The organism is Streptomyces lacaronensis (assembly GCF_047337785.1).
Classification (GTDB): Bacteria; Actinomycetota; Actinomycetes; order Streptomycetales; family Streptomycetaceae; genus Streptomyces; species Streptomyces lycopersici.
Map to the genome: position 1 here is coordinate 6,060,592 of NZ_JBLHDK010000003.1, position 20,528 is coordinate 6,081,119.

A 20,528-nucleotide genomic window follows, 5' to 3' on the forward strand; every position below is an offset into this window, starting at 1 on the left:
CGGCTCAGGCCCGGCCGTCCTGGCAGCGGGCCAGCCACTCCGCCGCCTCCGTGAACGCCTCATCCGACGTCCCGGGCCGCAGCGGCGCCATGTCGTCGGCCGTCACACCCGCCCGGGGGTACGAGCCCAGGAATCGGACCTTCGGACAGATCCGCTTCAGCCCCATCAGGGCCGAGCCCACCCGCCGGTCGGTGATGTGCCCCTCACAGTCCACCGAGAAGCAGTAGCGGCCGATGCCCTCGCCGGTCGGGCGCGACTCGATTCGCATCATGTTGACCCCGCGCGCGGAGAACTCCTGGAGCAGCTCGAGCAGCGCGCCCGGGTGGTCGTCACCGAGCCAGATCACCACGGAGGTCTTGTCCGCGCCCGTCCGGGCGGCGGGCCGGGCGGGGCGTCCGGCCAGCACGAAGCGGGTCATCGCGTTCTGTGCGTCGTGGATGTCGGTGACCAGCGGCTCCAGACCGTATCTGGACGCCGCGAACTCGCCCGCGAACGCCGCGTCGTACCGCCCCTCCTGCACCAGCCGCGCGCCGTCCCCGTTCGAGGCGGCCGACTCCCACACGGCGTCCGGGAGGTTCGCCGCCAGCCAGTTGCGCACCTGGGGCTGGGCCACCGGATGCCCGGTCACCGTCTTGATGTCCGCGATCGCGGTGCCCGGCCGCACCAGAAGCGCGAAGCTGATCGACAGCAGTACCTCGCGGTAGATCATCAGCGGTTCGCCGGTGGCGAGCTCGTCGAGGGTCGCGGTGACCCCGCCCTCGACCGAGTTCTCGATGGGCACCAGGGCGGCCGCCGCGGCTCCGGAGCGCACCGCGTCGAGCGCCACCGGCACGGAGACCATCGGCACCAGCTCCCGGGTGGCGGCCTCCGGCATGGACCGCAGGGCGGCCTCGGTGAAGGTGCCCTCGGGGCCGAGGTAGGCGTAGCGGCTGGCCGACATCACGGTCGCTCCCTGTGATCAGACGAGACCGCCACGATACCCGCGTCGGCCGGGGCCTCCGACCCGCATGGTGGACACCCGTATGGACACCCCTTGGACGCGATGCCCTGGGGCGGCTCGTCCCCTTTTTCCTATCCCTCCAAGAGTGCCTGACCCACGTACTCTCCCGGGGCGCAGCCCGGAGGCACCGCGAACAGGGCGCTGGCCTCGTGCCGCAGGAACCGCGACAGATCGTCGCCCAGGTCCAGCTTCCGCTGCACCGGCACGAACCCCTTCATCGGATCCGCCTGCCAGGCGATGAAAAGCAGCCCCGCGTCCGGCGCCCCGTCGTCGCGGAAGCCGTCGTGGTACGAGAAGGGCCTGCGCAGCATCGCGGCGCCCTGGTTGGACGCGGGCGCCGCGACCCGTACGTGGGCGGCGCCCGCGATGGCCAGCGCACCGTTCTTGTCGACCTTGTCGAGCTGAACCGGGGTGGTCTCGGTGCCGCCGGACAGCGGGGCGCCGTCGGACTTGCGGCGGCCGACCACCTTCTCCTGCCGTTCCAGGGAGAGGTTGTCCCAGGAGTCCAGCAGCATCCGGACGCGCCGGACGACCGCGTAGGAACCGCCCGCCATCCACGCGGGCTCGCCCCTCTCCGGTACGAAGATCCGCCGCTCGAAGTCGTCGTCGGTCGGCTTGGGGTTGTTGGTGCCGTCGATCTGGCCCATGAGGTTGCGGGTGGTCATGGGGCGACCGGTGGCGCCGGGGGACCGGTTGAAGCCGTTCATCTGCCAGCGTAGGCGGGCCGTGTCCGCGGCCTCGCGCTGCAGGGCGCGCAGCGCGTGGAAGGCGACCAGCGCGTCATTGGCGGCTATCTGGATCCACAGATCGCCGTTGCTGCGCTTGGGGTCGAGCGCGTCCGAGACGAAGTCGGGGAGCGGGGCGAGCGCCTCCGGCAGCCGGTCCTCGACCCCCGCCTTGCCGAAGAACGTCCGGCCGAAGCCGAAGGTGACCGTAAGGGAGGAGGGACCGGCGTCGAGCGCGATCCCGGTGTCATCCGGTGGGGCCTCGCCCGCCATCAGCTCCTTGGCCGTCCGCGACCAGCGGCGCAGCAGTGCGGCGGCCGCCTTACGGTTCGCACCGGGCACCAGGTCGAAGGCGAGGAGATGCCCGTGGGCCTGGAGGGTGGTGGTGATGCCCGCCTGGCGCCTGCCGTGGAAGGGCACGGCGGTCGCGCCCAGCGAGCTGAGGGGCGCGGGGGCCTCCCGCGTCGCCTCGGACGCGTAGGCTCCGGCGGCTCCGCCGACGACCAGTCCGGCCGCTCCGGCGGCGCCCGCCGAACCCAGCAGACGCCGCCGGGAGATGCCGGACGAGGGTGGTTGCTCTGTGGTCATTGCGCGACTTTCACGTTCCTGGTCTCCGTCACCTGGTCGATGTCGGAGGTTCGTACGGTCAGGGAGAGCTGCCAGGTGCCCGCCATGGGGAGCTGGACGGTCTTGGCGCTCCAGTGCCCGGTCGAGAGGCGCTCGAGCGGGATGCGCAGCGGCCCGATCCCCTTGCCCTTGAGCGTCAGCGACAGCTTGACCTCGGGCACGTCCACGGGACGGTCGGCCAGGTCGGTGGTGAAGACATGCAGCGCGTTGTCACCCGGCAGAGCGGGTTCGATCATCACCACGGCCTTGCCGCGGCCGCTCTTGGGACCCGTGTTGTAGGGGATCAGCACGCTCACCGGGTCGACGTTCAGCTGGTCGCCGGGTGTCCTGGCCGGGGCGCTTGCCTGCTCGGTTTCGGCCCGGCCGGGCTGGGTGCCGCTGAGCACGGTGGCCACCGCGAGCAGCACGACGGCCACGATGGTCTCGGCGAGCACCGAGCGGCGCAGCCCGCTGCGCTCGCGGTCGGCGTCGCGCTCCCGCAGCGTGGCGGTCTTGTCCTTGGCGGCCCGCTGACGGGCGAGCTGGGCGGTGCGTACGGGATCGTCATCGGCGGCGCCGGTACCGGAGTCGTCGCCGGGCCCGTCACCGGACTCGGCGTCGTCGGCAGAGGCGTCGGCAGAGGCGTCGGCGAGGTTGCCGACCGCCGCGTCGGCCGCACCGGTACGTACCGGCCGCGCGGCCTTCACCGCGGCCTTGGCTCCGGCCTTGGTCTCGGCCTTGGCCTTGGTCTCGGCCTTGGCCTTGGTCTCGGCCTTGGCCGTGTCGGCCGTGGCTTCGACATCGGTCTCGGCGTCGCTCCCCGCCTTGGCCTCCGCGTCCGCCTCTGCCTCGGCCGCCTCCGTGCCATCCGTAAGGCGCCCGGTCCAGCGGCGCGAGACGGCGGCGATGCCCACCAGCACCGCCACCAGACCCACCTTGACCAGCAGCCATCGCCCGTACTCGGTGTCGGTCAGCGCGCCCCAGGAGCCCACCTGCCGCCACGACTGGTACAGCCCGGTGACCACCAGGGCGACGACCGAGCCGAAGGCCAGCCGCGAGAAGCGGCGCACGGCCGCCCGCCCGATCGGCTCGCCCGCCCGGAGCGTCACCGCGAGTGAGGCCAGACCGCCCAGCCAGACCCCGACCGCGATCAGATGGATCACGTCCACCGGCATGGCCAGCTGCCGCTGCAGGCCCACCGAGGCGTGCTCGGCCATCGCCCAGGTGGCGGCGAGGCCCACCGCCATCACGGTGCCGCCGAAGCCGAGCCCGAAGGCGAGGTCCTGGCGGCGCCGCGCGTCCGCCTCCCCCTCCCCGGTGCGCCGGGTGTACGAGCCGAAGAGGACGGCCAGGAAGACCGCCGCCGCGCCGAGCAGCAGCAGCCGGGACAGCAGCGCCGCGCCCGGCTTGGTGGACAGCACATCGCCCAGCCTGCCGAGGTCGAGGATCCCGCCGATCCCCTCGCCGTCGGTGTACGGACCGCGCAGCAGCAACAGCAGCAGGCTGGCCGTGAAGACCGTCACCCAGCCGCCCACGGCGATCTTCCGCACCGGGCGCGAGGACCGGCAGACCCCGGCGAACACACAGCCGCCCACGAGCGCCGCGAAACCGCCGTAGGCGGCGTACCGGCCGATCCCGTAGAGCGTGCTGACGGTGGAGTCGGACGCCTCGCCCGTGGGCACCTTCGCCTCGGTCTTGGACGGGGCGCCGATGGAGAAGGTGAACGCGCCGCTCACCGGGTGGCTGTCCTCCGAGACCGCCTTCCACGCCACCGTGTAGGTGCCGTCCGGCAGTCCGGAGTGCAGCCCGGCGGCGGCGGTCGACGACTTGCCGTCGACATGGGCGGTCTTCCCGGTGTCCACGCGCTTGCCCTTGGGGTCGAGCACGCGTACCGAGTCGCCGGAGAGCAGCACGCCCTCCGAGAAGTTCAGCGTGACCTCCCTGGGGGCGGTCTTCACCACCGAGCCGTCGGCGGGGTCGGTCGAGGTGAGCGCGGCATGCGCGGACGCGGAGCTCGCGCCCACGCTCAGCGCGCACAGCAGCGCGGCGAGCAGGGTGCCGCAGACCGCCATCAGCCGCCGGGCGGTCGCGGTGGTCCGGGTGCGAGTCGCGGTGGGCCCGGCGGGGGCCAGGGAGGTCAGCGAGGGCATCGGGCGTCAGTCCTTGGGGCGGTACGTCGTCGGCTCGACCGGGACTTTGATCTCGATGGGGTCGGAGGTGGCGAAGTGAAGGGTGAAGCTGACCCTCTCACCGACCTTCGGCCGGTGGGTGAGGTTTGTCAGCATCAGATGATCTCCGCCGCTGGTCAGCTCGAGCCGGCCGTCGGCGGGGACATCGAGCGAGCTCACCTGCTTCATCCGGTTGCCCTTGGTGGTGTGCAGGGTGACCTCGGAGGCGAGCGGGGTGGTGACGGAGGTGAGCTCGTCGGCGCCGCCACCGGCGTTCCGTACGGCCAGGTAGCCCGCCGCCATGTCGTCCATGGGCGGCTGCGAGACATAGGCCCCGCTCACGGACAGCTTCGGGGCGCCCTTGTGGCCCGCGTGCTCCCCGCTGTCCCCGCCGCCGCTGTCCTCGCTCCCGCAGGCGGCGAGCGCGGCGGACAGCCCGACGGTGAGGACCACGGCGGTCGCCTTACGGATGCCGGGGCCGGTCACCATCACGGGTTCCGCCCCTCGATGATCTTTGGCAGATCCTTGGCGTAACGATCCGCCGTGGCCTCCGTCGTGTAGATCCAGTGGCCCTTGTCGTCCTTGGGCGAGAAGCCGATCACCTCGGCGCCGTGGCTGACGGTGATGCTGCCGTCCTTCTCCTTCTTCGGCTTCTCGATGTAGATGCCCAGCGGTCGCGCGGCGGCCTCGATGGTGTTGAAGTCGCCGGTCAGGCCGACGAAGTCGGTGCCGCCCTGGGCGTCCAGCCAGGAGCGGATCCGCTTGGGGGTGTCGCGGGCGGGGTCGGTGCTGACGAAGACGACCCGCAGCTTCTCCCGCTCGGCCTTGGGGAGCTTCTTCACGGCGATGCCGACGTTGCTCATGGTCAGCGGGCAGACGTCCGGGCAGTGGGTGTAGCCGAAGAAGAGCAGGGTGGGCCGGCCCTTGGTCTCCTTCAGCAGGTCGTACTTCTTGCCGTCGGTGCCGGTCAGGACGAGGTCCGGCTTGGCCTTCGCCTGGTCGAGGACGATGGCCTGCCCCGACCTCTGGCCGCCCTTGACCTCGGCGGCGGCGTTGTCGCCCTTGCCCCCGTCGTCCGAGCCGCCACAGGCGCTGAGGGTGAGCGCGGCGGCGGCGACGAGCGCGGTGGCCAGGATTTTGGTGCGCATGGAGCTGTTCTCCCAAGAGGGGTGGATCGGTGGCGCGCGGGGGCGGCGGGCACGAGGGCCCGCCACCCCGCCGGGATCACGCGGTCGGTTCAGGACCCGTGGTCACCGGCGGTCACGCGTATGCGGTCGAGTGGTCGGTGGTCAGGCGGAGCGGCGGCGGCCGGCGATCACGCCGAAGACGACACCGGCGGCGCCGATGACGATGCCCGCGATGCCCAGCACCCGGGCGGTGGTGTCGCTGCCGTCCTCGTCGTCCGAGGCGTCCTTGGAGGCGGAATTCTCCGCTCCGGCCTTCTCGGAGTCCTTTTTCTGGCCGGACGCCGCGGCGGCGCCATCGCCGTCCGCGCCCTCGGCCGGGGCGACCAGCTTGAGCACCGGAGCCGGGTTCTCGGGCTCGGCGGCACCCTCCTTGGGCTCCTCGATCCAGCGCACGACCTCCTTGTCGTCGTACGTCTGGAGGGCCTTGAAGGCGAGCTGGTCGGCGTCGTCGGGCAGCTGGCCGACCGAGAGCGGGAACTGCTGGAACATCCCCGGCTCGATCTTGCCGCCAGTCCAGGTGACCTTGGTGACCGCCTCGGTGATCTTCTCGCCGTGCATCTCCATGGGCTTGGGGAGCTTGGACTTGGTGACCTTGACGTCCCAGCCGGGGACCGGCTGGGGCATCACCGAGGCGAGGGGGTGGTCGGCGGGGAGGGTCACCTCGAGCTTGACGGTGGAGGAGTCGTCGCGCTCGTTGGGCACCTTGAAGTTGATGGTGCTGTAACCGCCCTTCTCGGCCTGGCCGGGCTGCACGCTCACGTGCGCGAAGGCCGGGCCCGCGGTGAGCAGCACCAGCCCGCCCGCGGTGAGGGCTCCGAGGACCGGCAGACGGCGGAGACGCATGGCGTTCATGTCAACACTCCAGGAACAGGAATGATCAGATGAGGGGGCGCGCGTGCGGCGACGTCGCGGCCGCCCTCCGGTCCCGCTGGAGGAGCGTCGCGTCGGTCAGGCCGCGAGGTCACAGACCGGCGGTCCCCGCCTGATCACGCTGTGCTGGAGGACGAGGGCCGTCGTCCCGCCCTCGTCCCGCTCGGCCGTGCGCGGACGGCACGGCCCGCCGTAAAGCGCCTGCGAAGGGGCCAGGAGCACCCGTACGAGCCTCAGGGCGGCGCGCAGCGCCCGTACGAGCGCGGCCTCGGCGACCCCTCGGGCCCCGTCCACCGACAGCCGCACGGCCCGCCATACGGCCATCTCGCCCCGGCGCAGCAGCCAGCCGATGGCCAGCGCGGCGAGCAGATGGCCCAGGGCCATGGGCAGCGACGGCAGCAGGCTCTCCATCCCGGCCGCCTGCCCCGCCGGGGCGGTGGACGCCGGCATGGCGTGCGGGCCGCCGTGCGCGGCGGACGGGTCGATGCCCGCGTGGGCGACGATCCGATGGGCCGACGCGGCGTCGAGCCGTCCGGGACCCGAAGCGCACAGCAGCCTGGCGGCCAGGCCGATCACGCGGCCCTGGGCGGCGTCGGCCCGCTGGGCGGCCTCCTCGGCCGCCGCGGCCCGGTCCTGCCCGAGCGCGAAGAGCGCGTGCAGCGCCAGCTGCCCGACGGCCAGCACGGCCGCGATCCCGGGCAGCGACCGCTCCCGCCCGGCCAGCGACAGCGCCACCGTGAACATCGCCGCGCAGCCCACGCCCAGCGTCCACAGCGGCACGGTGGCGCAGGAGCCCAGTACATGCCCCGCCGCGGACAGCACGACGCAGACCGCGGTGAAGACCGCGGCCCGCAGCATTCGCAGATCGGCGCCGGCACGGGCGACAGGGGTGGCCATGGCCGCGCCATCATCCCACTGGGTGGACGCGTTCCCTACGGCGGGTGGGGCGTACCGGCGCACACCCGGACAGGCTCATACACCGGTTCGCGCATCGAGCGCGTCCGCTGAATGAGCGGAGTCACGTCAATAACACGCTTACGGACCATGGACCCAGGCAATACGTAACGGTATGTCGAGCCGCGGCCGGGAGGCTGGAGCATGAGCATCTGGTGGTCACTCCATTTGCCCCGCGAGGCGGCGAGCGTTCCGCTCGCACGACGGCTTCTCCTCGGCACCATGGAGACGGCCGGAGTGGATCCGGAGATCTCCTACGATCTGTCGGTCGCCCTCTCCGAGGCGTGTGCGAACGCGGTGGAGCACGGGGGTCGCGACGGCACGGGCGGGGATTATCGAGTCACGGCCTATATCGACGGCGATACCTGCCGTATCGAGGTCACCGACTCCGGCCCCGGCTTCGCCGGACGCGGCACCGTCCGCCGCGAGGCCCGCACCCGGAACGAGCGGCGTCCGGCGGGCGCGCCGAGACCACAGCAGCCGCGCAGTCCGGCCCCGCCACAGGCGGAGCACGGACGGGGGCTCTTTCTCATCGAGGCCCTCACCGACCATGTCCGCTACCGCGACCGTCCGGGCCGCGGCGGGGTGGTGGTGAGCTTCGACAAGATTCTCAAGTGGCGTGAGGGAGCGCTGCTCAGGGCGTCATGATCGCCTGAACGTCAGGGAGCCGCCTGAAACGCCAGGTGGCGGCCGCACCGTCAGGGAGCCGCCTGAACGCCGGTGGCGGCCGCAACGCCAGGGAGCCGCCGCGACCTCAGGTGGCCGTCCGTTCGGGCGGCAGAGCGCGGCACAGCGCGTCCAGCGCCCCCGCGAACGAGTGCTCGGGCGGGGTCGCGTAGCCCACCACGAGCCCGTCGCGATGGGGTGTGGTGGCGTCCGGGTGGCGGTAGCCGCCGAGGCCGTCGAGCGCCAGCCCCTGCCAGGCGGCGGCGCGCAGGGCCGACCGCTCGGTGCCGGGCGGCAGTTCCAGCACCGCGTGCAGACCGGCCGCGATCCCCGAGACGCGGATATGGGGCGCGCGTTCGGCGAGGGCGGCGACGAGTTGATCCCGCCGACGGCGGTACTGCTGGCGCATACGGCGCACATGGCGGTCGTAGCCGCCCGAGTCGATGAAGTCGGCGAGGGTCAGCTGGTCGAGGACGCCGGTCCAGCCCTCGCGTTCCCCCTTGGTGGCCAGCAGGCCGTCGACCAGATGGTCCGGCAGCACCATCCAGCCCAGCCGCAGCGCCGGGGAGAGGCTCTTGCTGACCGAGCCGAGGTAGAGCACCCGGTCGGGGTCGAGGCCCTGGACGGCGCCCACCGGACGGCGGTCGTAGCGGAACTCCCCGTCGTAGTCGTCCTCCAGCACCAGACCGCCGCTCTCCCGCGCCCAGGCGACGGCCGCGGCCCGCCGCTCGGGGTGCAGCGGACCGCCGGTGGGGAACTGGTGGGCGGGGGTGAGCAGGACCGCCCGTACACCGTCGAGGCCGGCCAGTCCCTCCGTAAGGGCGCCATCGGCGTCCAGCGGGAGCGGGACCATACGGATCCCGGCCGATCTCAGCAGCGAGCGGTGGAAGGCCAGGCCGTAGGACTCGACGGCCATTCGGGGCCGCAGCAGCCGGGTGTCGCTCAGCAGCCGCACCGCGTGCGCGAAGCCCGCGCAGACGACGATCCGCTCGGGGTCGGCGCGTACGCCGCGGACGCGGGCGAGGTAATCGGCCAGGGCGCGGCGCAGCTCCGGACGGCCGCGCGGATCGCCGGGGCCGAAGGCCTCGTGGGGCGCGGCGGCCAGGGCGCGGCGGGCCGAGGCGAGCCAGGCGGTGCGGGGGAAGGAGGCGGCGTCCGGCTGGCCCTGGAGCAGGTTGTGCGCCGGGCGCGGGGCGGGCCAAGGCCCGCGGCGGCCGCCGGTCGCCCCGGACGGCCGCCCGCCGCGCTCCCGGCCGGGCGCGCGCCGCCGGGGCGGGGGCGACGCGGGGCGGGGCGCCACCCGGGTCCCGGAGCCCTGGCGGGCGGTGAGCCAGCCCTCGGCGACCAGTTCGGCGTAGGCGTCGGCGACCGTGTTCCGGGCGATGCCCAGGTCGGTGGCGAGGGAACGGTACGGCGGCAGTCGGGTGTCCGGGGCGAGCCGCCCGTCGCGGATGGCCTCCCGCAGCGCGGCCATCACGGCGGTCCTGCGGCTGCCCGCGCGGGTCAGCTCCAGATGGAGGTCACTGCCGAGGATCTCCGCCGAATTGACCCATGAATCCGCCATGGAAATGCACCCTACAGAGGGTCGCTTAGCGGCCTAATTTCATTCCCATGACGACTTCGACACCGATACAGACGGCGACAGGGACGGCGGCCCGGACCGCGACGGCGGCGCGGCGGACGACCGGGCGGGTCAACTTCGCGAAGGCCGCCCCCAAGGCGTTCAAGGCGCTGATCAGCCTGGACGCGGCCGCCCGCGAGGGCCTGGACCCGGCCCTGGTGGAGCTGGTGCAGATCCGCTCCTCCCAGCTGAACCACTGCGCCTACTGCCTCCATATGCACACCACCGACGCCCATGAGGCGGGCGAGAGCAAGGAGCGCATCGCCCTGGTGGGGGTCTGGGAGGAGGCCGGGGAGGCCGGGTTCTACACCGAGAAGGAGCAGGCCGCCCTGGCGCTCACCGAGGCGGTCACGCTGCTGCCCGGCGGCGTCCCGGACGAGGTCTACGAGCGGGCCGCCCGGCACTTCGAGGAGCGGGAGCTGGCCCAGCTCATCGCCCTCATCTTCACGATCAACTCCTGGAACCGGATCGCGGTGACCACCCGCAAGGTGCCGGGGCAGAACTGAAGGCACCGTGGGGAGCGGCGCCGCCGCTCCCCACAGGGACCCACACGATCAGGCGATGAGCCGCCGCATGGCTCGCCTCAGCCGGTGAGGCGGGCCATCCACGCCTCGACGTCATCGGCGGTCCGCGGCAGCGCGGCCGACAGCACGCGGTTGCCGTCCTCCGTCACCAGGATGTCGTCCTCTATCCGGACGCCGATGCCCCGGTACTCCTCCGGCACGGTCAGGTCGTCGGGCTGGAAGTACAGCCCCGGCTCGACCGTCAGGCACATGCCGGGCTCCAGGGTGCCGTCCACATAGGTCTCGGTGCGGGCCGCGGCGCAGTCGTGGACGTCCATGCCGAGCATGTGGCCGGTGCCGTGCAGCGTCCAGCGGCGCTGCAACCCCAGCTCCAGCACCCGCTCCACCGGGCCCTCGACCAGACCCCACTCGACGAGCTTGGTGGCGAGGACGTGCTGCGCGGCGTCGTGGAAGTCGCGGTACTTCGCACCCGGCCGGACCGCGGCGATGCCCGCCTCCTGGGCCTCGTAGACCGCCTCGTAGACCTTGCGCTGCAGCGGGCTGTAGGTGCCGTTCACCGGCAGGGTGCGGGTCACATCGGCGGTGTAGAGGGTGGTGGTCTCCACGCCCGCGTCCAGCAGGAGCAGATCGCCGGAGCGGACCGGGCCGTCGTTGCGCACCCAGTGCAGGGTGGTGGCGTGCGGGCCCGCGGCGGCGATGGTGCCGTAGCCGACGTCGTTGCCCTCGACCCGGGCCCGAAGGAAGAACGTTCCTTCGATATAGCGCTCCGATGTCGCCCGCGCCTTGTCCAGAACCTTGACGACGTCCTCGAAGCCGCGGGCCGTCGAATCGACCGCCGCCTGCAGCTGTTCGATCTCGAACTCGTCCTTGACCAGGCGCTGCTCGCTGAGGAAGACCCGCAGCTCCTCGTCGCGCTCACCGGTGACCTTGTCGGTCAGGGCGGCCTCCAGTCCGGCGTCGTGACCGCGCACGATACGGACCGGGCCGGTGGCGTCCCGGAGCTCGTCGGCCAGCTTGCGGACGTCCCTGGCGGGCAGGCCCAGCCGCTTCTCGGCCTCCGTAAGGCTGAGCCGGCGGCCGACCCACAGCTCGCCCTGGCCGTCCAGCCAGAACTCGCCGTTCCCCCGGTCGGAGCGCGGCAGCAGATACAGCGTCGCGGTGTGGCCGCCGCCCGCCTCGGGCTCCAGCACCAGCACACCGTCCTCGGTCTGGTCGCCGGTGAGGTACGCGTACTCGGTCGAGGCGCGGAAGCTGTAGTCCGTGTCGTTGGAGCGCGTGCGGAGATTGCCCGCGGGGATGACCAGGCGATCGCCGGGGAAGCGCGCGGAGAGCGCGGCGCGGCGGCGGGCGGTGTGCGGAGCCTGTGCGAGGGGCTCCAGGTCGTGCTGCTCGGTGTCCGCCCAGCCGGACTTCATGCTCTCGGCGAGCTCATCGGAAACGCCTGGGTACAGGCCGTTCTTCCGCTGCTTGATGGGCTCCTCGCCTTCCGGGGTCTCCGGGGCTTCGGAAGTGGGCTCCTCGGTCACGTCTTCCTCCTCGAACTGGACCCCTCCCATCGTATGTGCGGGGCCTGATGGCCGGGAGGGCCCGAGGCGCCGGGTGACCACGGCTCCAGCGGGGGCCGTGGTCGCGCTCGAGTCGCGGCCGTGAGCACCCGTGAGTGTCCGTAAGGGGCCCCGCTGAGTGTCCGTAAGGGGGCCCCGCGTCAGTCGAAGTGCGCCACGAGCAGGACGAGATCCTCCGTGCCGTCCTCCGAGGGCCGCCCCACGGCGGCCGCCGGGCCGTCGGGGAGCACCGTACGGAGCACATGGTCGGCGAAGGCGTCCGGGTCGCCGCGGACGCCCTTGGGAGCGCTCGCCGCGGCCGTGTGCAGCCGGGCGAAGGCCCGGTCCATCGGCTCCCCGGTGCGGTGGAGCAGCCCGTCGCTGTAGAAGAGGAGGGTCTCTCCGGAGGACGGCGCGACCTCCACGCTGGGCGCCTCCCAGCACGAGAGCATCCCCAGCGGCGCGGACAGGGTGGTCTCCACGAACTCGGTACGCCGCTCCCCGGCGAGCAGCGGCGGGCAGTGCCCGGCCCCGGCCAGCACCACCTTGCGCGTGCCGGGCTCGCAGTAGGCGAAGAGGGCGGTCGCGGAGCGGGCGGGCTCGGTGAGCCGCAGCAGCAGCTCCAGGTCGGACAGCACGGCGACCGGGTCCTCGCCCTCCATCACCGCGTACGCCCGCAGCGAGGCCCGCAGCCGCCCCATCGCGACCACGGCGCTCGGCCCGGAGCCGGAGACCCCGCCCACCGAGAGCCCGAGCGCCCCGTCCGGCAGCGGCAGCGCGTCGTACCAGTACCCGCCGCCGCGCGGACCGGGGTGGTGGCGGACGGCCAGGCGCACCCCGGGGACGCGGGGCAGCCGGGTGGGCAGCAGCTCCTCCTGGACGGTCGCGACGGCGGCGCGGGCGCGGGAGAGCTCGATCAGCCGGGCGATGTGGGCGGCGGCGTACTGGCAGTACAGGCCCACGAGATGGCGCTGGCGCTCCGCGGGCTCGGCGGGCTCGTCGTAGAGCCAGGCGGCGCCGCCGAGCCGTCCGGAGGGGCCGCCGGCGCCCATGGCGGCCCCAAGGCCGGGTGAAGGCGCGGTGGCCGGTTCACCTACCTGGCCGATGCCGGGGACGCGCGGGGCGTCGGTGACGCTTGTCGTTCCGGGGGCGGGGACGCCGGGGGCCGGGTGGTCGCCCGCGCCCGCCGGGGAGCCGGTGCCGGGGCCGGACCCGTCCCCGCCGGGGGCGGGCGCGGGGATGGCGGAAAGGCCGGGCGTGGCGCGGGGGCCGGCGCCGAATGGGTCCAGCGGCACGGCGTAGCTCGCGGAGAAGCCGAGCCGCGCGGCCACCTCGCGGTGGCGCGGGTCGAGGTCGGCCTCACTGGCGATATCGGGATGGGTCACATCGGCGCGCCGCTCGCCGCCCGGCTCCGGCAGCCCGTCCAGGAGATGACCGGCGGAGGCGGAGCCGCGCGGGATGGTCTCGATCTGGCCGAGGTCGGCGTGGCCGAGACCGAGCCCCACGGTGATCACCGGGCCGAGCCCGTCGGCCGGTTCGAGCGCCACCAGTCCGCGCCGGGCGCCGACCAGGGACGCGCCCGCGCGCAGCAGTTCGCGCAGCGCCTCGTCGAGGGTGTCGGTCCGGACCAGCCGCTCGGTGAGCTCATGAAGGGTGGTGAGGTCCGAGACCCAGCCCGCCAGCCGGTCCTGGACACCGGAGTTGGGCGGGGCCAGGGGCGGTGTGACGGGGTCGGCAGTTTGCGTGGGCGAGGGGAGGGAAGGATCGATTCCAGCCACTTTCGGCGCGTGGGGCGAGTTCATGGCCCGCTGCCTTCACCCGCCGGGTCCGGCTCGCTCAATAGCATCGCAAACCCCCTGTCGTGCTGCGCCGCTACTGTGCCGCTACTGTCTCCAGATGTACACGGAGCGCAGATGCGATGTCCAGCATTGTCCCGGTGGTCTTGTTGGTGTCTGGGGGGAATTGAACTTGGCCGAAAAAAAGTCGTTAGGCTGTCCCTTCGAGGTCGACTGACGTCGTTCGACAGCGCGTCGTCTCCACCGCGGCGGGTACACATCGGAGAGGGGCAGGGGCAGTTCGGATCGCCCCGGAACCCCGCGGCCGGTCCAGGCGTCATAGACCACAACGGCCGCGCCCATCCCCGAGTGGCGAGGAAGGCACCAACCGGACGGCAAGCGCCATGCGCGCGCCACCCCTCGCCACGTTCCACGCTCGGCCTGCGGCGTGATGCGCTGGCTTGTACGCGCAGTGACGTGTGATCCACCTGCTGTGACGGGCCGAACGATGCCGGACAGCGCCACGTAAGTCCAAGTGAAGTGCCATCTGAAGTGCGATGTAGTGCGACGGACAGCCCTCGGCGTTAACGGAAAGGAACGAGCGCTCATGCGCGAGATCCTCGGAAGGCGACGCAAGTTCTCGCTGCGGCGCGGCGCGCGGTCGCCGCTGCTGCGCGCGGCGCTCACCTGCGCCACCGAGTGGCAGTGGCCCGTGGTCCCTGGCGTCGGACTCCGGTCCGGCGGCGGACGGCCGCGAGTGTGCGGCTGCCCCGACCCGGAATGTGCGGTTCCGGGTGGACATCCGTTCGACCCTGTTCTCCTCGCCGCCACCACGGACGAGCGCATGGTGCGCTGGTGGTGGGGCAACCGGCCCTCCGCGCCCCTCCTGCTGGCCACGGGCGGCCACGCGCCCTGCGCGGTGAGCCTGCCGGCGGTCGCCGGGGCGCGGGCGCTGGCGGTCTTCGACCGGGCGGGTGTGCGGCTCGGCCCGGTGGTCGCCACGCCCACCCGCTGGTCGCTGCTGGTGGAGCCGTACTCCCTCGAAGACCTCGGCGAGCTGCTGAACCAGCAGGAGTGGGTGCCCAGCTCGCTGCGGTTCCACGGCGAGGGCGGCTACGTGGTGCTGCCGCCGTCGCAGACCGGCTCCGGGCGGGTGCGCTGGGAGCGGCCGCCGCTGCGCCGTTCCGGGCGGCCCTGGCTGCCCCAGGTGGCCACGGTGGTGAACGCCTTGGTCGAGGCCAGCACCAGCGCGCCCGATGGAGGCAGCCGGCTCGCCTACTGAGGCGGGCCCCGGGCGCGGGGGTTCGGGGGCCGCTGAGCGCGGCGGACCGCTGAGCGCGACGCTCGCGGGTGTGTGAGGGCTCGGAGGCCGGGGAGGCGACTTCCTGGACTCCGGGCCTGTCCTGGCTCCGGCCTGTCCTGGCTCCGGCCTGTCCTGGCTCCGGGCCGGGCGTTTTTCGTGGGCGCAGGGCACTGAGAGCTTTCTGCGCGAGCCAGTGCCGCGCACCGTGGGTCCCGCTGTGCCTGTGGGCCCGGGGCAACTCCCTTACCAGGCCTACCGGGCCCCGGGAGCAACTCCCACGCTGCCGACGGCAGTTGGTACGTACCTCACCCGCCGTCCCACGCCGCCGTCCGGACGTGGACATGGAAGCGCCCGGTCGCTGGCGACGGGGGATGCACCAGCGACCGGGCTTTTAGAACCGTAACAAGAGATCGGCCGATAGCAAATTCGATCGCGGATTTCCGGACGTTGATTTGCAGGGCGTAACAGTGAGTTGTGAGCGGCGTCACGTACTCCCGCGGCGCCCTCCGGCCGTCCGGGGGACGTCAGCTCAGCGTCACCTGACGGTTGGTGAGACCGCCCCGGGCGCGCCGCTGCTCGGGCGTCAGCGGGGCGTCGGAGGCGAGCGCCTCCGCGAGCCGTTCGGCGAGGTCCACGGCCGGCTTCTCGGTGTCCTCGGCGCTCATTCCGCGTGGCAGATCCCACACCGGCACCGTGAGCCCATGGGCCCGGAAGGAGCCCACCAGCCGGGTGTTCTCGCCGAGCGAGGAGACACCCGCGGCGTGCAGCCGGGCGAGCGCGTCCAGCAGCTTCTCCTCGGGGTGGGACATCACCCAGCGCAGGTGGTTCTTCTCCGGCGTCTCGCACCAGTAGGCCGCCTCCACGCCGGTGAGCCGGGCGGTGGGGATCGCGGCCGCGTTGGCCCGTTCCAGGGACGCGGCGACCTCTCCGGTCGCGTTCGCGGCGTCCTCGAGCCAGAACTCGAACCCCTCGTGCAGGGTCGGCGAGAAAGTGCCCTTCGGGTCGAGCAGATCCTGGAGCCGCGGACCGTCGCCCGGAGCCCGCTCGGCGGCGACCGGGGTGCCCGGCTCGGCGGTCAGCGCGCGGCGCAGGGTGTCGGCCAGGTCGCGGCTGATGTCGCCGGAGGGCGTGTCGTTCTGGAGGCCGAGCAGCACGGTGCCGTTGTCGCGGCGCAGCGCGGGCCACGCCATGGGCAGCACGGTCGCCAGGGTGACCGACGGAACCCCCTCGGGCAGCCCCTCGGCGAGGGTCAGCTCGACGGTCGCGGCGGGCACCAGCTCGCGCAGGGCCACCCAGTCGCATTCGCCGGGGAGCCCCTCGAAGGGGCGCTGCACCAGCTCGGTGACGGCGTGTGCGGCTTCCCTGCCGTGACAGGCTTTGTAGCGACGGCCCGAGCCGCACGGGCAGGGCTCCCGCGCGCCCACCACGGGGATCTCGCCGTTGGCGACCCGTGGGCCTGCGGCCTTCGTCTGGGGGCGGCGCTTCTTGGCCATGGTGAGGCTGTCTCCCGATCGTGCGGCTCAGGGCCTGCTCGTACGCCTGTGGCGGTCTGCGTACGCACGCCCGTGACGGTCTGCGTACGGCCGTGGCGTTGCTCTCCTACGGCGCGTACGACTGGTTTACGGGCGCGAGCCTAGCCCTTCGGCCGAACCGCGTCGGCTCCCTGACCCGCGTCGGCTACGCGAGCTCGTCCAGATCGGCGAAGTCCAGCTCGCGATCGAAATCGGGGTCGATGTTCGCCTCGATGTTCGCCTCGATGTTCGAGCCGAGGCCGGGGCCCAGGTCGGCATCGAGGTCCGAGCGAAGGTTCGAGCCGAGATTCGCGTCGAGACCGGCGTCCAGACCGGCCTCGAGATGCGTGTTGTCGAGGCCCGGACGCGGCCCGGAAGCCAGTTCCGCGCCCAGGTGGGGATTCAGCTCGAGGGAGAGATCCGAGGGAATCGTGACGCGGCGGGCGAATTCGTCGTCGGGCGGGAGAAGGGCCCATACGGTGACTTCGCCGATGTCGTCCCGCACGCCCCATTCCTCGGCCAGCGACATGATGATGTTCAGTCCTCGGCCGCCGCGCGCGGTCACCGACGGTTTGGCCGGAAGCGGCCTTGTGGGTCCGCCGCCATCCGTCACCTCGACCATCAGCCGGTCGTCCTCGTCAACGGTCCACGCGGCCCGGACCATGCCGCCACCATGGTCGGAACGCCAAGGGCGGCCATGTCGCCATGCGTTGCTGAGCAGTTCTGAAAGGATCAATACAGCGTCGTCTATGACCGAATCCGATACCCCAGTCCTGCCCAAATCGATGCGCATCCGCTGTCTTGCCGCACGGACGCCCGCAGGACCATGGGGTACGGCCATGGTCGACGACGTCGGCACCTGCCGTGCCACCACCAAAGCCACCCCCGAGACCTCCTTAGCCCCACGCCACGGGATGAATGCCCCGCGGTGCTGGAGCGGAAACCGGCCAAGTGGCATCGCGTGACGCACTTGTCACGATCGAATACGTACCGAACGCGCCGGTGCACGCCTTGTAATGCCCATTATGAGCGTCCGAGTTGGGACAGTACCTGTTTGGGGCGATTGGTGATCAGCGCGTCAACGCCCAGGCGGACGCACAATTCGACGTCCTCCGGTTCATCGACGGTCCAGACGTGCACTCGGTGCCCCTCGCGCTGCAGCCGCGCCACATAGCCGGGGTGGTTCCGTACGATCCGGATGCTCGGCCCCGCGATCCGCACCCCGGGCGGCAACTGCCCGTCCCGGTGGCGCGGCAGTATGAACTGCATCAGGTAGACGGTGGGGATGGCGGGGGCCCCGCTGCGGATCCGGTGCAGGGAGCGCGCTGAGAAACTCATCACACGGATGGGTGAAGGTTCGCCGGGTGGCGGCGCGTCCAGGCCGAAGCGGCGCAGCAGCCCGAGCAGCCGGTCCTCCACCTGGCCCGCCCACCGGGTGGGATGCTTGGTTTCGATCGCCAGTTCGATCCGGCGTCCGGCGTCCGAGACGAGCCCCAGGAGCCGTTCCAGGGTGAGGACGGAGATGCTGTCCCGGCTGTCGCGGTCCGGCTCCTCCCTGTCGGTGGCCCGGCCCTTCCAGGAGCCGAAGTCCAGAGTCGCCAGGTCGGACAGCTCCAGCGCCGAGACCGCGCCCCGGCCGTTGGAGGTCCGGTCGATGCGGCGGTCGTGCACACAGACGAGATGGCCGTCGGCGGTCAGCCGGACATCGCACTCCAGGGCGTCGGCACCGTCCTCGATTGCCTTACGGTAGGCGGCCAGGGTGTGCTCCGGGGCGTCCTCGGAGGCCCCGCGGTGGGCGACGACGGAGACGATGTGCGGCCCGGGGTGGCCGTCCCGGGCAGGGCGCGCATAGGTCACCGCGTTATGGTGCCACCGCCCGGTGTGAGCCGGTGGACGCGGCCCCATCCGTTCGTTCGCACGGAATGGCGGTGGGGTGAATTGTCCGGGATAAAGGGTGGTAGTCCGCGGGGCTGTCGCTCCTTACGGCGGTCTGACGCGCTGTGGGAAAAGCTGACGACGGTAAGACGTAACGGAAAGACGTACACGCAGGCCGTCGAGGAAATCTGTCGTGCACCTGAGGAGAGAGCTGTGAGCACCGAGAACGAGGGCTCTGCCGTTCCGCCCGCGCCCGGGCCACATCCGGCCCCTCCGGCGCCGCACCCGAACCCGGCGGTGCCGCCCGCGCCGGACTACGAGCCCACCGCGGGCGCCGCACCGGACGGGCCCATAGGCACGCCCGACGCCGCAGGGTCGCCGGGAGCCCCCGGCCACGCGCCGTCGGCGCCCCCCGCCCAGCCCCCGTCGACGCCCCCGCCCGCGTCACCGGCCGCTCCCGCGGCCGTCTCGGCGTCGGCCGGCGCGGGCGACGGGTCAGGCGGCGGCGCGCCCGGTGCCCCGGGTCCCGGTTCCGGCCCCGGCCCGGACGCCGGGCAGTCCGGCGCGTGGTGGTCGGCCGAGGGCGGACAGCCGCACGGCGGCCAGGGCGACGGACAGGGCGGGCAAGGAGGCCCGGGCGGACCGTGGGGGACCGCTCCCGTGCCGCCGTCCTCCGGCCCCTTCGAGCGCAAGCCCCGCGGGCTGGTCGCCGCCGTGCTGGCCGCCGTCCTGGTTGCGGGCGGCATCGGAGGCGGCGTCGGCTTCTGGGCCGCCGACCGGGAGAGCGACGGCGGCGACACCACCACCGTCTCCGCCTACGGCAACCCCAAGACGGAGAGCCGCGCGCCCGGCTCGGTGTCGAGCATCGCCAACAAGACCCTGCCCAGCGTCGTCACCATCGAGGCCCAGGGCAACAACGGCGAGAGCGGCACCGGTACCGGCTTCGTCTACGACAAGCAGGGCCACATCCTCACCAACAACCACGTCGTCGCCTCGGCCGCCGACAACGGCAAGCTGACCGCCACCTTCTCCAACGGCAAGCGGTACACCGCCCAGGTCGTCGGCCGCGCCCAGGGCTACGACGTCGCCGTGGTCAAGCTCAAGAACGCCGCGGGCGCCAAGCTCGACCCGCTGCCCCTCGGCAACTCCGACCGGGTCGCCGTGGGCGACGCCACCGTCGCCATCGGCGCCCCCTTCGGCCTCTCCGGCACCGTCACCACCGGCATCGTGAGCGCCAAGAACCGCCCGGTCGCCTCCAGCGACGGAGGCGGCGGCAACGCCTCGTACATGAGTGCCCTCCAGACCGACGCCTCCATCAACCCGGGCAACTCCGGCGGCCCGCTGCTCAACGCGGACGGCGGCGTCATCGGCATCAACTCCGCCATCCAGTCCGCCGGCAACGGCAGCGGCCTCGGCGAGTCCCAGCAGTCCGGCAGCATCGGCCTCGGCTTCGCGATCCCGATCAACCAGGCCAAGAACGTCGCCGAACAACTGATCAAGACGGGCCAGCCCATCTACCCGGTGATCGAGGCCACGGTCAGCACGAAGGACTCCACCAACGGCGCCACCATCGCCTCCAACGGCACCGGCGGCAGCCCCGCCATCGTCCCCGGCGGCCCGGCCGACAAGGCGGGCCTCAAGTCCGGAGACGTGATCACCAAGCTCGACGACACGGTCATCGACAGCGGCCCCACCCTCATCAGCGAGATCTGGACCCACCAGCCGGGCGACAAGGTCACCCTCACCTACAAGCGCGGCGGCAAGGTGTCCAAGGCGGACGTCACCTTGGGGAAGCGCAAGGGTGACAGCTGACGCGCTAGGCTGATCCCCGCGCCATCACGAATGGCGCGGGGAGGCTTGCCCGAGCGGCCTAAGGGAACGGTCTTGAAAACCGTCGTGGCAGCGATGTCACCGAGGGTTCAAATCCCTCAGCCTCCGCGCAGGTAGGAAAAGCGCAGGTGGGAGGGGGCTCCGGGAAATCCAGAGCCCCCTCCCACCCGCTTTGTGTCTCAGCCTGTCCCACCTGAATCCCAGCGTTGACCAGCGCGTGCGGCCAACCTGCGGCCAAGCATCACGGTGGCTCAGCCTCGCCCTCGTGCTCGGCCAACCCCCGCTCGTCAGGGCGTTCACCTTGGCGTCCTCGCCGTCCAGCACCTTGGCGTTGTAGCGCTGGAGCACAGCGACGCTCTGCCTGGCGCG

17 protein-coding genes and 1 tRNA gene are annotated in these 20,528 nt (G+C 72.5%); 5 read left to right on the plus strand and 13 right to left on the minus strand.

The features are described from left to right. Nucleotides 1–4 precede the first annotated feature (4 nt). From pheA to ACMTAK_RS26335, 7 genes are all read right to left on the minus strand, one after another. Entirely contained in the window at nucleotides 5–940 is a 936-nt protein-coding gene (pheA, locus tag ACMTAK_RS26305; RefSeq protein WP_413808479.1) for a prephenate dehydratase, read from the minus strand. A gap of 131 nt (nucleotides 941–1,071) precedes the next feature. Further along, nucleotides 1,072–2,313: an iron uptake transporter deferrochelatase/peroxidase subunit gene (efeB, locus tag ACMTAK_RS26310; protein WP_413808480.1), complete on the minus strand. Its 1,242-nt coding sequence runs from the start codon at nucleotides 2,311–2,313 to the stop codon at nucleotides 1,072–1,074. After that, complete coding sequence (locus ACMTAK_RS26315; protein ID WP_413808481.1) at nucleotides 2,310–4,481, minus strand: copper resistance CopC/CopD family protein; 2,172 nt, start codon at nucleotides 4,479–4,481, stop codon at nucleotides 2,310–2,312. Before ACMTAK_RS26315 ends, efeB begins: the two co-directional genes overlap by 4 nt. A 6-nt stretch (nucleotides 4,482–4,487) precedes the next feature. Beyond that, complete coding sequence (locus ACMTAK_RS26320; RefSeq protein WP_413808482.1) at nucleotides 4,488–4,988, minus strand: copper chaperone PCu(A)C; 501 nt, start codon at nucleotides 4,986–4,988, stop codon at nucleotides 4,488–4,490. Next, complete coding sequence (locus tag ACMTAK_RS26325) at nucleotides 4,988–5,647, minus strand: SCO family protein (protein WP_413808483.1); 660 nt, start codon at nucleotides 5,645–5,647, stop codon at nucleotides 4,988–4,990. Before ACMTAK_RS26325 ends, ACMTAK_RS26320 begins: the two co-directional genes overlap by 1 nt. A 141-nt stretch (nucleotides 5,648–5,788) precedes the next feature. Next, a complete protein-coding gene (locus ACMTAK_RS26330) occupies nucleotides 5,789–6,538 on the minus strand; it encodes a YcnI family copper-binding membrane protein (RefSeq protein WP_413808484.1) in 750 nt (249 codons plus the stop codon). Between the two features lie 96 nt (nucleotides 6,539–6,634). Beyond that, nucleotides 6,635–7,453, minus strand: a complete 819-nt coding sequence (locus ACMTAK_RS26335; protein WP_413808485.1) for a hypothetical protein — start codon at nucleotides 7,451–7,453, stop codon at nucleotides 6,635–6,637. A 201-nt stretch (nucleotides 7,454–7,654) separates the two neighbouring features. Between ACMTAK_RS26335 and ACMTAK_RS26340 the strand changes: the two genes are divergently transcribed. Further along, nucleotides 7,655–8,158, plus strand: a complete 504-nt coding sequence (locus ACMTAK_RS26340; protein WP_121824507.1) for an ATP-binding protein — start codon at nucleotides 7,655–7,657, stop codon at nucleotides 8,156–8,158. A 106-nt stretch (nucleotides 8,159–8,264) separates the two neighbouring features. Here the strand turns inward: ACMTAK_RS26340 and pdxR are convergent, their stop codons facing one another. Next, a complete protein-coding gene (pdxR, locus tag ACMTAK_RS26345; RefSeq protein WP_413808486.1) occupies nucleotides 8,265–9,740 on the minus strand; it encodes a MocR-like pyridoxine biosynthesis transcription factor PdxR in 1,476 nt (491 codons plus the stop codon). Between the two features lie 47 nt (nucleotides 9,741–9,787). Here pdxR and ACMTAK_RS26350 point away from each other — a divergent pair, with 47 nt between their 5' ends. Next, nucleotides 9,788–10,303, plus strand: a complete 516-nt coding sequence (locus ACMTAK_RS26350; RefSeq protein WP_413808487.1) for a carboxymuconolactone decarboxylase family protein — start codon at nucleotides 9,788–9,790, stop codon at nucleotides 10,301–10,303. 77 nt (nucleotides 10,304–10,380) lie between these two features. On the opposite strand, the gene ACMTAK_RS26355 is transcribed toward ACMTAK_RS26350, so the two are convergent. Further along, a complete protein-coding gene (locus ACMTAK_RS26355) occupies nucleotides 10,381–11,877 on the minus strand; it encodes an aminopeptidase P family protein (protein WP_413808488.1) in 1,497 nt (498 codons plus the stop codon). Between the two features lie 149 nt (nucleotides 11,878–12,026). Then, the gene (locus tag ACMTAK_RS26360; RefSeq protein WP_413808489.1) at nucleotides 12,027–13,667 is read right to left on the minus strand and encodes a GAF domain-containing SpoIIE family protein phosphatase; all 1,641 of its coding nucleotides are present in this window, start codon (nucleotides 13,665–13,667) and stop codon (nucleotides 12,027–12,029) included. A 580-nt stretch (nucleotides 13,668–14,247) separates the two neighbouring features. Between ACMTAK_RS26360 and ACMTAK_RS26365 the strand changes: the two genes are divergently transcribed. Then, on the plus strand, nucleotides 14,248–14,922 hold the full coding sequence (locus ACMTAK_RS26365; RefSeq protein WP_413808490.1) for a bifunctional DNA primase/polymerase: 675 nt from the start codon (nucleotides 14,248–14,250) through the stop codon (nucleotides 14,920–14,922). A 545-nt stretch (nucleotides 14,923–15,467) separates the two neighbouring features. Here the strand turns inward: ACMTAK_RS26365 and ACMTAK_RS26370 are convergent. The 3 genes from ACMTAK_RS26370 to ACMTAK_RS26380 all read right to left on the minus strand — a co-directional run bounded on the left by ACMTAK_RS26370 (nucleotide 15,468) and on the right by ACMTAK_RS26380 (nucleotide 18,311). After that, nucleotides 15,468–16,436 carry a DUF5926 family protein gene (locus tag ACMTAK_RS26370; RefSeq protein ID WP_413808491.1) on the minus strand — a complete coding sequence of 323 codons (969 nt, stop codon included), beginning with the start codon at nucleotides 16,434–16,436 and terminating at the stop codon, nucleotides 15,468–15,470. A gap of 184 nt (nucleotides 16,437–16,620) precedes the next feature. After that, nucleotides 16,621–17,337 carry an ATP-binding protein gene (locus ACMTAK_RS26375; RefSeq protein ID WP_413808492.1) on the minus strand — a complete coding sequence of 239 codons (717 nt, stop codon included), beginning with the start codon at nucleotides 17,335–17,337 and terminating at the stop codon, nucleotides 16,621–16,623. A gap of 140 nt (nucleotides 17,338–17,477) precedes the next feature. Then, the gene (locus ACMTAK_RS26380; protein WP_413808493.1) at nucleotides 17,478–18,311 is read right to left on the minus strand and encodes a glycerophosphodiester phosphodiesterase; all 834 of its coding nucleotides are present in this window, start codon (nucleotides 18,309–18,311) and stop codon (nucleotides 17,478–17,480) included. Nucleotides 18,312–18,542: 231 nt separating this feature from the next. Here ACMTAK_RS26380 and ACMTAK_RS26385 point away from each other — a divergent pair, with 231 nt between their 5' ends. Next, nucleotides 18,543–20,141, plus strand: a complete 1,599-nt coding sequence (locus tag ACMTAK_RS26385; protein WP_413808494.1) for a S1C family serine protease — start codon at nucleotides 18,543–18,545, stop codon at nucleotides 20,139–20,141. A 39-nt stretch (nucleotides 20,142–20,180) separates the two neighbouring features. Continuing rightward, nucleotides 20,181–20,267, plus strand: a tRNA-Ser gene (locus tag ACMTAK_RS26390). Nucleotides 20,268–20,528: the final 261 nt, after the last annotated feature.